At 39.6% G+C, this 14,966-nt stretch carries 13 protein-coding genes and 1 pseudogene; all 14 read left to right on the top strand.

Annotation, left to right across the window (positions count from 1 at the left end; genetic code table 11):
• Positions 1-14: 14 nt before the first annotated feature.
• Positions 15-2,366: pseudogene (locus tag ODU39_RS01320) on the top strand (hypothetical protein); the annotation flags it as partial.
• A gap of 69 nt (positions 2,367-2,435) precedes the next feature.
• The gene (locus ODU39_RS01315) at positions 2,436-5,276 is read left to right on the top strand and encodes an RHS repeat-associated core domain-containing protein (RefSeq protein ID WP_398579744.1); all 2,841 of its coding nucleotides are present in this window, start codon (positions 2,436-2,438) and stop codon (positions 5,274-5,276) included.
• A 1-nt stretch (position 5,277) separates the two neighbouring features.
• Complete coding sequence (locus tag ODU39_RS01310; RefSeq protein WP_105257275.1) at positions 5,278-5,664, top strand: barstar family protein; 387 nt, start codon at positions 5,278-5,280, stop codon at positions 5,662-5,664.
• Between the two features lie 336 nt (positions 5,665-6,000).
• On the top strand, positions 6,001-6,672 hold the full coding sequence (locus ODU39_RS01305) for a pre-toxin TG domain-containing protein (protein WP_398581415.1): 672 nt from the start codon (positions 6,001-6,003) through the stop codon (positions 6,670-6,672).
• Positions 6,673-6,675: 3 nt separating this feature from the next.
• The gene (locus tag ODU39_RS01300) at positions 6,676-6,993 is read left to right on the top strand and encodes a hypothetical protein (protein ID WP_024407040.1); all 318 of its coding nucleotides are present in this window, start codon (positions 6,676-6,678) and stop codon (positions 6,991-6,993) included.
• 239 nt (positions 6,994-7,232) lie between these two features.
• Positions 7,233-7,439 carry a hypothetical protein gene (locus ODU39_RS01295; protein ID WP_029172753.1) on the top strand — a complete coding sequence of 69 codons (207 nt, stop codon included), beginning with the start codon at positions 7,233-7,235 and terminating at the stop codon, positions 7,437-7,439.
• A gap of 409 nt (positions 7,440-7,848) precedes the next feature.
• Complete coding sequence (locus tag ODU39_RS01290) at positions 7,849-9,087, top strand: colicin E5-related ribonuclease (RefSeq protein WP_398580374.1); 1,239 nt, start codon at positions 7,849-7,851, stop codon at positions 9,085-9,087.
• Entirely contained in the window at positions 9,087-9,614 is a 528-nt protein-coding gene (locus ODU39_RS01285) for a hypothetical protein (RefSeq protein WP_024393939.1), read from the top strand. Before ODU39_RS01290 ends, ODU39_RS01285 begins: the two co-directional genes overlap by 1 nt.
• Before the next feature lie 382 nt (positions 9,615-9,996).
• Positions 9,997-10,491 carry a hypothetical protein gene (locus tag ODU39_RS01280; RefSeq protein WP_318820170.1) on the top strand — a complete coding sequence of 165 codons (495 nt, stop codon included), beginning with the start codon at positions 9,997-9,999 and terminating at the stop codon, positions 10,489-10,491.
• The gene (locus ODU39_RS01275; RefSeq protein ID WP_136647421.1) at positions 10,475-10,864 is read left to right on the top strand and encodes a hypothetical protein; all 390 of its coding nucleotides are present in this window, start codon (positions 10,475-10,477) and stop codon (positions 10,862-10,864) included. Before ODU39_RS01280 ends, ODU39_RS01275 begins: the two co-directional genes overlap by 17 nt.
• 242 nt (positions 10,865-11,106) lie before the next feature.
• The gene (locus ODU39_RS01270) at positions 11,107-11,832 is read left to right on the top strand and encodes a TipC family immunity protein (RefSeq protein WP_136647418.1); all 726 of its coding nucleotides are present in this window, start codon (positions 11,107-11,109) and stop codon (positions 11,830-11,832) included.
• A gap of 349 nt (positions 11,833-12,181) precedes the next feature.
• Positions 12,182-12,865, top strand: a complete 684-nt coding sequence (locus ODU39_RS01265) for a YjjG family noncanonical pyrimidine nucleotidase (RefSeq protein ID WP_105106326.1) — start codon at positions 12,182-12,184, stop codon at positions 12,863-12,865.
• A 135-nt stretch (positions 12,866-13,000) separates the two neighbouring features.
• Entirely contained in the window at positions 13,001-13,708 is a 708-nt protein-coding gene (locus ODU39_RS01260) for a CPBP family intramembrane glutamic endopeptidase (protein ID WP_398580376.1), read from the top strand.
• A 257-nt stretch (positions 13,709-13,965) separates the two neighbouring features.
• On the top strand, positions 13,966-14,217 hold the full coding sequence (locus tag ODU39_RS01255) for a phage holin (protein WP_024414993.1): 252 nt from the start codon (positions 13,966-13,968) through the stop codon (positions 14,215-14,217).
• Positions 14,218-14,966: the final 749 nt, after the last annotated feature.

Below are 14,966 nucleotides of genomic sequence, written 5' to 3'. Positions count from 1 at the left end.
CCTACGATGCTCTAGGAAATAAACTGACCGAAAGCCTGGATGAACGTACGACCAGCTATAGCTACGATGCACTTGGCAATGTGACCAAGGTCATCTATCCAGATAAGACGAGTGTTTCCTACCGATATGATAGCATGGGAAATGTTCTCGAGCAGACAGATGCCAAGGGCATATCCACTCAGTATGACTATACTGCCGCTGGTCGTTTGAGCAGTACGACAAATGCTCTTGGTCAAATAACCACGATGACCTATGATGCGAACGGAAATCAAATCAGCTTGACCGATGCGGCAGGAAATACTGCCAGCACACGCTATACAGGGCAAAACCAAGTTGGTCAAGTCACCGATGCACTTGGTCATACAACTCACTTTAGCTACAACCAAATGGAGCAACTTCGTGAGGAAATTGATGCTCTAGGTGGAAAAACAAGCTACCAGTATAATGAACTTGGCTACCTGACCCAAGTGACCAATCCAAATGGTCATGCAACTCAGCTGAGCTATACCCCAACGGCTCAGGTTAAAGAAGTTATCCAGGCAGATGGTAGTAGTATTGTCAATGAATACGATGCTCTTGATCGCCTCATTAAGCAGACGCAATCTAGCGGTCTCGTTACTGAGTATAGCTATGATGCTGCCAATCGTCTGATAGCTGCGAAGGATAATCAATCCCTAAATGAAAGTTACACCTATGACGCAGCAGGCAATCGCCTGACGACAACCAACAGCCTTGGTCAGACCACAAGCATGACCTATGACAGCTACAATCAGTTGACCAAGGTCACTTATGCAGATGGAAGTAGTGAAAGCTACACCTATGATTTATCAGGTAATCTAGCGACTAAGACGGATGTAGAAGGACATGAGACTAGCTACCATTATGATGAAAATGGAAATTTACAGAAGAAGGTAGACCATCTTGGACGTGAAACCAGCTACAGTTATGACCAACTCAACCGTGTCGTGACAGAAACGGACCCTGAGGGGCATGAGACCAACTACGAGTATGATGTACTGGGGAATGTCGCAAGTGTCACAGATGCCAACGGACACCAATCTACCTACGGATATGATGCTAATGAACGCCTGGTTCTATACAAAGATCCAAAGGGACAGGAAACTGTCTTGAAATACGATCCACTCGGTCGCTTACTGGAGACGGTGGCTCCTACAGGTGCCAGCCAGACCTACACCTACGACGCAGTGGGCAATCGTCTGTCTGAAACAACAGGCGAGGGAAATACTACTAGCTATACCTATGACAGTCTCAACCGTCTGCTTAGCCTAACCAAGCCAACTGGCGGTAAGACAAGCTATACCTATGACCAAACTGGTAGTCTCTCGACAGAGACAGACCCGAGTGGGGATGTGACAAGCTATGTCAATGACCTCTACGGGCGTGCGACCAGTCGAACTCTTCCAAATCAAGCGACTTTCAGCTATAGTTATGATGCTCTTGGGCGTCTGGAGAAACAGACGGCGCCACAAGGCTTGTCCAAGACCTATACCTACGATGTAGCTGGTAATCTTATCAAGGAAGTAGACCAGTCGGATCGAGCGACTAGCTACACCTACGATGTTGCCGGTCGCCTCTTGGCGGAGAAGAATGCTCTGGATCTAGAAAAGACCTATGCCTACGATGAGATGGGCAATCTGACCAACATCACCAGTCCAAGCGGTGCTAAGACCAGCCTGTCCTATACGAAGCTGGACCAGCTTAAAACGATCACCAGTCCGACAGGCCGTGAGACGGAGCTGAGCTATGATCCTGTAGGGCAAGTGACCAAGCGAGTCATCAATGGTAAGCGGGAGACAACCTATGCCTATGACCCGAATGGCAATCTCCTAGAGGAAGTCAACCCACTTGGTCAGGTGACCAAGCGGACCTACGCCGCAGGCAATCGTCTGACAGCCGAGACCAATACCGCAGGTCAGACCAGTCTCTATAGTTATGACAAGGATAACCGCCTAATCAAGGTATCCAGTCCTACAGGCGCAAGCAGTAGTCTCACCTATGATGGCAATGGCAATCTGACCAGTGTTCTCTCAGGAAGCAAGCGTCTTTCTAGCTACACCTACGACCAAGAAGACCAACTGCTGACCGCCACCAAGGGAAGTGGAGATGAAGCATCAACCAGCAGCTACACCTATGATAGCGTGGGCAATCTCACCTCCATCACCAATGGCAATGGTCAGGTGACGAAGTATAGCTATGACCAGCTAGGAAATGTCGTCGAAAAGATGAATGCGCTGGGAGACAGCGAGACCTACACCTACGATGTCAATAACCAACTCTCCAAGATTACTAAGGCTGATGGTCAGACCATTAGCTACGACTACAACAAGCTGGACCAACTGCTGACCAAGAAGACTTCTACCGAGTCAGAAGGGCAGGTCCTCTACAGCTATGATGCAGATGGTCGTAGAGTGGCGATGAGTGACTTGACGGGTCAGACCCGCTACGCTTATAATGAAGAGGGTGAATTGACCGGTGTTCGTCAGGGTGATGGCAGTCTGATTACCTACACCTACGATGACTATGGCAATATCACCAAGATGGTCTATCCAGATGGTAGCGAGGTAGCCTATAGCTATGACGAGCTCGATCGCCTGACCAAGGTGACCACCTACGCCTATGATAAGGCTGGTGACATGACCACGATTGAGCGTGGGGACGGCACGACAAGTGCTCTGACCTACGACGCAGCCCATCGTGTGACAGAGATTGTTCATCGTGACAAGAAAGGCAAGCTGATTTCCAGCTATGCCTACGAGTACGACGATGGCAATTATATCGCCAAGGAAACCATCACGCAAGATGGGGAAACTCTGGTCCAAACTTACACCTACGACAGTCTGGGTCAAATCGTCCAGATGACCGTTTCAAGTAAGGATGGCAAGGAACTAAGTCAGTTTAGCTACACCTACGACCATGCAGGAAACAAGCTGACCAGCACAGAGACGGTGGACGGTAAGGAAAGCAAGACAGAGTTTAGCTATGACGCCGAGAATCGCCTGCTTGAAATGAAGTCTGGCGACAAGACCATCACCTACACCTATGATAAGAACGGAAACCGTGTGTCATCAGGCGAGGGTGATGCCAAGCTAGATTATATCTATGACACGGAAAACCGTCTCTTGGCGGTCAAGGATAAGGAAGGTCTGCTTTTCGCTGCCCTCTATGATGGGGATGATAACCGTGTCTTCACTGCCAGCAGGACCCAAGCGACCAACACCTACCAGCTCTTCAAACGCAAGCCAGCGGATAAGAAGCGCAAGTCTCCGTATACCGCACCAGATGGCGAAGCCAACAGTCTCTTCTGGTATGGCTTTACGCAGAATGTCGTCCAGTTCTTCTCGAGCTTCACGACCAGCGAGGGCTATGACTGGATCGATACCTTCGATACCGTCTCAACTGCCTATCATCAGAAGGTAGCCAAGGACCGAGCGACGGAAGAAGGGCTTGTGGTCAATCCGCCGAGCGAGGACAACCTACCGGGTGAAGATGAGGTGCTCTACAGGAGTCAAGTGCAGGATGTCCTCATCCCTTACACGACCAAGGAAGACACCTACAACTATTACAAGACACGAAACTATGTCAACGACGTCAATCAGCAGCACACCCAAGTCCTGCAAACCTATGACGACCAGCTCCAGAAACGGGAGACCTATGTCTATGGCAATGGCAGAGCTACCTATACTAACGAGAGCACTGGCGACAGCTATCACTATCTGACCAGCCAGTCTGGCTCGGTGACAGGACTGACTCAGAATGGACAGGCAGTCGCAAGTTCAAGCTATGCTCTCTACGGAGCAACCAAGCAGACCACAGATACCACAGGAAATCCATTTGCCTACAATGGTGAGGCACGAGATGTGACAGGTCTGGACTACCTCCGTGCACGCTACTACGATAGTCAAGCAGGCACCTTCCTGACGGCTGACAGCTACCCAGGTAGCCAAACAGACCCGCTCAGCCAAAACCTCTATGCCTATGTGCAGAACAACCCAGCCAACTACACCGACCCGAGTGGGAATATCCGCTCACCGCATGCCATGTTTGATGACCGGTTTGGTGGTAAGGTCTATGATAGTCCAAGACCTCTGATTAACACAGATGATGGCACGCTTTACGCACCGAGCACACCTCAACACAAAGCCCATCAAATCCGTCAGAAACAAACAGGAAACTACTCATACGTCTATACACCGAAGGTGTACAGCAATACCCCAATCATCAAACCAACCAGTTATGAGCAGGCGCAGGCACAACGTGACCGAGCAAGAGAGCAAGTACGCGTCGAACAACGTCACCAGCAAAACATCAGAAATGAGTATAGCAGGGCTACAGGTTCCAAAGGTATGGCTAAGTTGAGGGAGGTCCAGAATCTCATTAAGAACTGGGGCAAGGCGCTGGAGGAAACTCTTAAACACGTATGTAATCCTCAGACTACGAAAGGTAAGGATTCAGGTACTCGAAACAAGCCAAATATCAGCATTGCGGATTTCCGCAAGATTGAAGAAGCCAATAAGTATGGATTGACAGTGGCTCAAAAAGAGCGCATTGATAAAATGACACTGGATCAGTATCTTCAATCTCCGCAAATGACAGCGGAAGAAATACTATATGCTCGTCAGGTTAAATTTGCTTCCTATACAGAAGCCAGAAAAGACGTATTCCCAACGTTTGTTGCAGAGCTAAGCGGATGGAATAACATTCAGCGTCTGAAAGATGGGGTTGATCCGACAACAGGTGAACAAGCGAATCGCTGGTTTGCAGCAGGGGAGCTCTCTCTTGATTTAGCAAGTAATCTACTACCATTTTTGAAAGCTGGAAAAATTACCCAATTAGGTAAGATTCTAGATACAACTGATGATGTAGTTGATACGTTTGATTATGTTAGTGATGTTGCAAAAACTACAGATAAGTTGGATGATGTAAAGGATGGACTAAAAGGCTTACAAGGTTCCAAATCTCTAAGCGAGCTTCCACAGAATGTACAGGATGCCTATAAGGGCTATGATGGGGTTAGCTGGCAAGGGAATTATAAAGGGCAAACCCCAAAAACGGCAGCAGGTAAGAAGTTTGATAATCTTCAGTCATATTTACCTAAAGTTGATTCTTCTGGTAATAAGATATCTTATAAGGAATATGATGTAAATAATTTTATCGCAGATGTAGGTAAACGTGACAACCAGAGGTTTGTTAGAGGTAGCGATGGCAGTGTATATTATACGTGGAATCATTATGATAGTTTTGTAAAGGTGGAGTAATATGGATACGTTAAAAATAATTAGTAAAAATGAGCAAGATGAACTCATTTCCACTATTCCAAAAGAGGCAAAAATAGTCTATTTAGATGGAAAAGTATTACAAGAAAAAGAAAATTCAATCAATTGTATTTGTGAAGCTTTCTTAATTGATAGAAATATCAGTAATTGGGACGCTCTTAATGATGTTTTAGGCGATTCTGATTGCATAACTAATGATGTAATTTATGTATTTTTGAACAATTATCAATTGATGTTCTCTGATAATCCAGAATTTAGAAATATTGTATTGTCTATTCTTTCAAATAACGTCGAATGGTGGTCAGGAGATGTTGAAAAATATGTTGTTGATGGTAAGAAGAAATTATTTAATGTCTATTTAGTTGATTGACTTACTTTCTTTCTTGGAGTTTGTGACTATGATTATATGTCCTTTTTAATGCAAATAGGTATACCACAAATAATGGTGTGGTTATACGAAATCATCTAGACTTTTCTAGGTGATTTCTTTTTGGTATGGTAGAATAAATGTGTAGACCTTTGAAAACAGACTATTTCTGCATCAACTAGCTGAGAAGCTCTGCTATTTTCTCAAAAGCTAAAAACTCTTAAACACGTATGTAATCCTCAGACTACGAAGGGTAAGGACTCAGGTACCCGAAACAAGCCAAATATCAGCGTTGCGGATTTCCGCAAGATTGAAGAAGCCAATAAGTATGGATTGACAGTGGCTCAAAAAGAGCGCATTGATAAAATGACACTGGATCAGTATCTTCAATCTCCGCAAATGACAGCGGAAGAAATACTATATGCTCGTCAGGTTAAATTTGCTTCCTATACAGGAGCAAGAAAAGACGTATTCCCAACGTTTGTTGCAGAGTTAAGCGGATGGAATAACATTCAGCGTCTGAAAGATGGGGTTGATCCGACAACAGGTGAACAAGCGAATCGCTGGTTTGCAGCAGGAGAACTCTCTCTGGATTTAGCAAGTAATCTACTACCAGTTTTGAAAGCTGGAAAAATTACCAAATTAGGTAAGATTCTAGATGCAACTGATGATGTAGTTGATACGTTTGATCATGTTAGTGATGTTGCAAAAACTACAGATAAGTTGGATGATGTTAATGCCGCGAGTAAAATTTTTGAATTATCGAATGTTAATAGTTTTAACGGAGCTAATATAAAAGATGTTGAAAAGTATTTAGATGAAGCATTAGAGGGGTATACAAAATCTCCACTGAAGCGTGGAGAAGGAGTGAGGTACTACGATGGTAGAGGGAATTCTTGGCAATTAAATTATGGTTATGCAAATGCTACTGATGAGATTCACAGCGGTGCATACTTAAAAACAACAGTGGGAGAAGGAATAGTTAGGATACCACTGAATGGAGGTAAATAGACAATGAAGACAGAAGATTTAAAAGAGTTGTTGCTATCTATTGCCGAAGAAGATGCTATCATATCTCGCTTATACGGTCTCTTTAGTTTGAGAAAAGGTTACACTGTTCAATTATTAGAAGAAATCATTCAGCATGGAATAAAGATTGGATGGTTTGAGATGGTAACTGTGCAAACTGGAGAAATTACCCATAAGGATATAGAATGGAAAATTGATAATGTTTTCCAAGAGATTATATTCTCTGATAGGAACTTTTCTGTGATGACCTTGTTCAATGAATCAGACGAGATACCGAATGAATTTAAACAATTTAGTTCCTAAGTATATAGTCTAATAATTATGCTGTGCCTAATCCTGAAGCATTGCAGGTTCCATATGATGCGTCCATAAAAGCAACTTTTGATACTAAACAAATTTTAGATGATATCAGAATACCGAGTGGAAAATGAGGTAAAGCCGATTATCTTGAACCTTTAGCCTCAGATTTTCCTCAGTTTGGTTCAGGAGATAACGACTGAATCTATAAAGATAGATAAAATAGTAGATTTGAGGAGAATGCCATGAGCAATAAGTTATTAACTACTGAACAAATTTATCACCAGATTAAGTTGTACTGTTTATCTAATCATATTTTATATGAAGAAAAACAGCTTGGTGAGTGGGCTGATGATTTACTTAATATTATATATTCAATCGGCGGAGCACCTACTAGCTTAATAGTAGAAAAAATGTTACCAGAATACATAACCCAAGTAAATATCAATTGACGAGTAAAGCCACTTATCAAGGAAAAATAATCGAACAGAAAGGGATATCGATACAGTCTTGTTTGATTTAAGTACAATTTTAAATTTTAAGGTACTTCAAGAAGAGTTCGGATTTGATTCATACTTCCATGAAACACTGTATCAGATATATCTATCAGGCTACGAAGGGAATTATCTTAACGGTACATTTTATGTAATGAACCCACAATCTGAGGAATAGTTTTAGTATCTTTTGAAATCATCTAGGCTTTTCTAGGTGGTTTCTTTTTTGTATGGTAGAATAAATGTGTAGACCTTTGAGAACAGAATATCTATGCCGAACTAGCTTGGCTGCTCTGCTATTTCCCTAAAAGCTGACAGCTATCCAGGTAGTCAAACAGACCCGCTCAGTCAAAACCTCTATGCCTATGTGCAGAACAACCCAGCCAACTACACCGACCCGAGTGGGCATATCCGCTCACCACATGTCATGTTGGATGACCGATTTGGTGGTAAGGTCTATAATAGACCAAGACCTCTGATTAACCCAGATGATGGCACGCTTTACGCACCGAGCACGCCTGAGCACAAAGCTCATCAAATCCGCCAGCAACAAACAGGAAACTACTCATACGTCTATACACCGAAGGTGTACAGCTATACCCCAATCATCAAACCAACCAGTTATGAGCAGGCGCAGGCACAACGTGACCGAGCAAGAGAGCAAGTACGCGTCGAACAACGTCGCCAGCAAAACATCAGAAATGAGTATAGCAGGGCTACAGGTTCCAAAGGTATGACTAAGTTGAGGGAGGTCCAGAATCTCATTAAGAACTGGGGCAAGGCGCTGGAGGAAACTCTTAAACACGTATGTAATCCTCAGACTACGAAAGGTAAGGATTCAGGTTCTCGAAACAAGCCAAATATTAGCATTGCGGATTTCCACAAGATTGAAGAAGCTAATAAGTATGGATTGACAGTGGCTCAAAAAGAGCGCATTGATAAAATGACACTGGATCAGTATCTTCAATCTCCGCAAATGACAGCGGAAGAAATACTATATGCTCGTCAGGTTAAATTTGCTTCCTATACAGAAGCCAGAAAAGACGTATTTCCAACGTTTGTTGCAGAGTTAAGCGGATGGAATAACATTCAGCGTCTGAAAGATGGGGTTGATCCGACAACAGGTGAACAAGCGAATCGCTGGTTTGCAGCAGGGGAGCTCTCTCTTGATTTAGCAAGTAATCTACTACCATTTTTGAAAGCTGGAAAAATTACCCAATTAGGTAAGATTCTAGATGCAACTGATGATTTAGTTGATACGTTTGATTATGTTAGTGATGTTGCAAAAACTACAGATAAGTTGGATGATGTTGAGGATGTTGGTGATGTTGCTAAAACACTCACGGCAGACGATATCATTTTTAGTGATAAATTTTCGAAGAGTAATTATTCTAGTCAAGTTTTAGACAGAGGTTGGAATAATCAAAAAATCGCAGACACTATTAATAATCCCGTTAAAACGACCTCTGGATATAACAAATATACTAATAGTAGTGTAACTAACTATTATATTGATGAAATACATTATGTTGCAGTCGATGATAGCACAAAGAAGGTTATTCAAATTTCGGACTTAAATAATCCTAACTGGAAAGGACCTAGATAATGATTGAAAAACCAAAAGGTAGAATCAATGAGATTGTATATTTCCATACAACTGATAGTGAATCCCAAAATAGAATCTATCCGAATCTTATACAATTATTTATATTGTTAGATGAGATTTTAAAAGCGGATGAGACGACTTCTTCGCTTCATGTTACACCATTTTATGTAAATGAAATGTTAAATTTTCAGGAGGAATTTGATATTGCACATCTTTATATAGAGACCAAAGAAAATGTAACATTAATTGAAAAAGAAGAGTTTGCAAAAAAAAACATGTTTTGGCTGACACCCGAATCTGATTATAAAATACTAGATAAATACATTAATTTAGATGATATGAAACAGATGTATTTTTTGGTAGAAAAAGCAGATATTTTGGATTTTAAAAAAAGTATTCATGCTTATATGTCCTTTTTAATGCAAAGAGGTATACCACAAATGATGGCGTGGCTATACGATATGTACGACTTTGATAAGGAATCAATACCCTATGGCTATTTTTGTTTTGAAGTATTATCACATTAGTAGATGGAGTATTCAGTTATAGGAGAGGACTGCGGTTATACGAAATCATCTAGATTTCCTAGGTGATTTCTTTTTGGTGTGGTAGAATAAATGTCTAGAGCTTTGAAAACAATATATCATTTAAAACTGTCTAGATAGCTCTGATATTTTCGCAAAAGCTAAAAATTCTTAAACACGTATCCACACTTATAGCTCAGTTTTAATGGATAAAGGAATACCACGAATGATGGCGTGGTTGTATGATATGTGTGACTTAGACATGGGAACAATATCTTATGGATAAGTTATGGCAAAATAGTAAGGATGGTTTCTCATTGTTGGAATTTCAGTTTAAAATTCCTTACAGGGGTCAATACTGATATTAGAAGTAGGGGGTAAAATCGTGATTAATGATGTGAAGGAAAAATCTCAGGATATCATTCACAATTCTAAATTACTAGATGTTAGTGCTGAAAAATCAAGAAACGAGATACGTTTATGTTGGGGTGAATTAGTAGAAGATAGATATACTGCGGAAGCAAAATTTGGTGAGAGTAGTGATTTTGAAATCGCAATGATTGCATTAAAAGGCAACAAGTCTGAAATTGTCCTTGATTTTCCATTTTGTCATTTTTATAGACTAACAGAACGAGAATTATCTCTGTACCTATATCAAGTTCCAAGCGTATCTGAACTAGGGATAGAGTACCCTTTGTATAAAATAGTTAATAGTTTGCTGGTTGAACAAGTGGTTCAAGTGGCTGGTGGAGTATTGGAAAAAGAAGAATTAGAACATTATCAAATTCTCTCAACAAATATAGTTATTGACGTCATTCTATACAAGGGAGAAGAAATTTTAATTCATGATGAAGGGATAAATGATGGCCAAGTGGGTTGATATAGGAGGCAAAATTGAGAATGATTGGTACCAAGTTCGATGTCAGATAGATCAAGACATGAACCTAAAAATTTATCTTGATGGGTTGAAAAATCAAGAAAGTCATTTCTGCATAGATTTTGAGAAAATATTATTTTGTAAAGTTATTGATGAAGGGTGGGATTTGAATCCGTGTGAATATTGGGATGATCCTAAAAATATTCCGATGATACATAAAGCTATTTTGGTAGAACTTCTTGATAGCCATTTAAAAAGAATTATACGAGAAAATCACCAGGCCCCATTCCGTCATTATCAAATTCTTGGTATCAATTTTGGTATCGATGTTATTTCGGATAGTCAGCCTATTATCAACAAGTTAAAGGAGAATTAGAAGGTTTAAGGATGTTAATTGACATTGAGGAGTAGTAATCTGTACTTCTCATTGTGGAGAAAGTTAAAATAGCTAAGGTAATATATCAAAATAGTTATTGAAATCATCTAGACATTTCTAGGTGATTTCTTTTTGGTGTGGTAGAATAAATATGTAAACCTTTGATACCAAAGTATCAGGTGGAAACTGTTAAGTCGCTCATCAATTTATTCAAGATTTGAGCCAATGATGTGGAGGTATATATGAAGCATAAATTTTCAAAATATTTTTTTATAATTGTCATAATTGTCACGAGCTCATTTCTGATTTTTAAAGTTTTTAATTACTATAGTCAAAAGATAAAATATAATTCCTTAGAGAATGTATTCTTAGAGATGAACTATGCTGAGGTATATAGTGGGGCACTGAAAGGCTTACCAGATTTGAGTGCTGCTTTAGGAAGTCCGCAATCATTTAGAGAACCGGATAGAATAACAGAGTTGCCCGTCCTTGTTAATGACCCAGATGGAGGAGAGGTATCTATATTTGTTGGTCTGGAACAAATGTTTAGCGTTGAGTATTCAAAAAGTTTGGGAAACAGTGTCTATTTATACATTGATTATGAGTATAGAGATAAGAAATTACTAGAAAGCATTGAAATTTCTAATTCAAGTAGTTCTTTAGTATGGGCTAAGTCCAATTACTGGATAGATAAAAAAAGGGGTGAAGCGGTAAATCTGCAAGAACATCTAGAGAGTTCCTATTGGTTTTCTTCCTCCAAAGGCCTCCCTTCTTTGCAATTAACTGAAAAAGAAGAACTATTAAATTATTTGAAAACGTATGGTATAGATGCTACTTGGTTAAGGGAAAAATCATCCTATATTTTGAATGATGTCGTTCTCAAGACTTGGTTTGAAAAGAGGAGTCAACGCTATTCGTTTGACAATCTTGGGGATGTTAAAATTATAGAATCAAGTGTATTAAAATAAATTGTAAGCTTGTATATTATAATTTGTTGATCAATGAAAATGAGGAAATGGGTGTATCCAGGGCTGCTGATACTCAATAAAAATCAAAAGTAGCCTAGGAAACGAAGCCGATGATAGAACTCTGTTGCTTTCTTATTTCAAGGCAACAGGCTAAAAAGCTCCACAGGAGCTTTTCACTCATCGAGGCAAGTTGACAACGGATAATTTTGATTTTTGAAGAGTATGAAATCTAAAAAACAGTATAATAGAGCCGAGGACACAGAGCTATTTTTTTTAGAAACTGTGGTATACTTTAGACATACTGCCTGATATCGCTTCAGTAGTTTCTGCTTAGAAAGGACTTATCATCTTGCAATACAAACACTTACTCTTTGATCTTGACCATACTCTTCTTGATTTTAGTCGTGGAGAAGAAGTAGCCTTAACCCAGTTTTTGACAGCTATGGAGGTTGAAGATATTCAAGCTTTTAAAGAAGTCTATCGACCGCTCAACCAGGGCATGTGGAAGGATTTGGAAAAAGGGAACATTACAAAGAAAGAGCTGATCAATACCCGCTTTTCACGGACCTTTGCCCACTTTGGTCGGCAGGTTGATGGAAGGGAGATGGCTTTGCGCTACCAAGAATTTATTGGGCGGCAGGGACAAATTTTTACAGGTGCAGATAGACTTTTGCAGGAATTGACAAACCGAGGCTACCAGATTTATGCGGCTACCAACGGCGTGACCTATATACAGGAAAATCGCTTACTTCACTCACCCATTCAATCGTATTTCAAAGAAGTATTTATTTCTGAGCAGATGGGGACGCAAAAGCCTGCGGCTGATTTTTATGAAAAAATAGCAGAGCAGATTTCAGGTTTTCAGTTTGACCAAGCCTTAATGATTGGAGACAGTTTGACAGCAGATATTCAAGGCGGCAATAATGCTGGTATGGATACTGTTTGGTACAATCCGACTCATATGATAAACAACAGTAAAGCAGTTCCAACCTATACCATTCATAGCTATCAAGAATTATTAGATTTGTTATAAGATATTTTAAGAAATTTATAAGGATTTTAGTATATAATTATACAGAAAGAATATGTACCAAAATATAAGGAGGAAAAGGTGAAAAGATTATTGAGACGCATTCGTCCAACCTAGCCCCTAAAAGAACTTACTTGGATAGATTTGTTTATTATCACAACGATTTTATGTGGTAATGCTATTTATACCTCAACCATGCAATGGATAGCATCATTTTCTGCAACAGAAGTAGTGGAAACAGGAGTCCAATCCTTTACTGCAGCAGACAATTGGTGGGCTCTAGCCAATCAAGGAAAGCTATTCTTGTTTGCCCTGGTGTATTTATTGATTCGGAATTATGATTTCAAGCAGCTAAAAGTAAAATTAGAGTGGACAGTTTTGCTCTGGGGACCACTGATTTTCATCGGTGCTGGTCTGATTAGCGATTTGGCATTTACAGCTTTTTCTTATATTCCCGGTCTATCTGGTGGATATAATTACCTCGGATACTTGCCTTACTATGACTGGAATATCACAACAGTGCTCAACCGTTTCCTAGCCGTTGACTACAGCACAGTTATCTATTCCTTGTTTAATGGCTTCTATGAAGAGTTCTTTTTCTTAGGCTTATTGTTGAGTACAGATAAGAAAAAGCGTTCGCTGGTCTTACTCTTTTCAACAATTGTCCGCATATCTTTCCATACCTATCAAGGAATGGTATCTGCTCTTGTTATTGGTGTAGCCTTCGGTCTTTTCTATTACTACATGTATACAAGGAAAAATGATAATTTATTGCCATATTTCTTAGGACATGCTCTTGCGGATATGGTTGGTACAAGTTTCTTCTCATTGTTTATTGCAGGATAAACAATGCAGAGAACGGACATCAAGCTAATCGAATAAAATTTCTTTCTCCCTTACAGCTGACAAACGGATGATGATATGTAGTTTCTATCAACTCGGTATCATCACCCGTTTTATTGTGCTGATATGTAGTCATTTGAATTAGTTTTGCTACATGGTCTCTTTCGCTTGCTTTATCATATTTTTTATCTCATATTTTTTTGAATTAACGGTTTATTTATGGTAAAATGTATTTTTATACATCAAAAAGGAGTATAGATATGAAACAAATAAAGAATCGTTTGAAAAAACATATGTTTTGGATTGGACTAATTTCGTTGGTATTGATGCTCGTTGATAATGTCCTGGTTTGTTATTTCAATATTGAATGTAGTCGTACTTTAAACCAAATCGAGCAGACTATTTGTATTATCCTCAGTATTCTTGTATTTTTAGGAGTGCTAAATAATAAACCGGATGTGAAGGTAGAAGACATCATAAAAAACGGTATGTCATCTAAAAATCAAAAATAATGTTTGGTAGGGACTATTGCTGAGGTATCTCAGCTGTACTTACAGTTCATACTCTTCGAAAATCAAAATCAGACGTTGTTGACTTGATTTGATGAACTTCAGTTCTATCTGCATCTGCGTCGCCTAGTCTGATTTTGATTTTCATTGAGTATCAGTATCTCTAGCTAATACGGATTTTTCAAAATACAGTCAGTATTTCCTCAAAAACTATTTGTATATAAATCACTTTACTTGTGAATACAGGTATTTAACATCATATATGTCCACCAGTCGAAAGGCTGGTGTTTCTTTTTATGACATGTATGTTATCATTTTTGCAACAGTGGTAATACTCAATAAAAATCAAAAATAGCAAGTCTAAGCTACTTATAACATGTGAAACCTTAATTTATAAGTTTGAGTTGAGGATTGTGGATTTCAAGTAGCTGTTTTCTTCTAAAAAAATAACAAAATCGAAACGCTCCATATCCACTTGGAGTGGTAGGTGGCTATTTTTGATTTTAAATGAGTATAAATGTGCATTCTTGTAAAGAAAACAAATCTAGAGAAGTTCAACGTGCATTAAAATATTAATGGTTAAAATCATAAGCCATCATTAGACGGGGTCTTATGATTGTGCTACAATCCCGTCTTTGACAGTTTGAAACGACAAAAACCTCCCTAACTCTATGCATATCAAGGGTTTAGAGAGGTTTTCTTTTTATATCAAAAATGCGTACTTTTTCTCGATTTTGATGCTTGTAAAATTT

The organism is Streptococcus sp. 2021WUSS126 (assembly GCF_044427255.1).
GTDB classification, from domain to species: domain Bacteria; phylum Bacillota; class Bacilli; order Lactobacillales; family Streptococcaceae; genus Streptococcus; species Streptococcus hashimotonensis.
The sequence above is the reverse complement of the archived record's forward strand: the minus strand, read 5'-3'. Positions and strand labels throughout refer to the sequence as shown.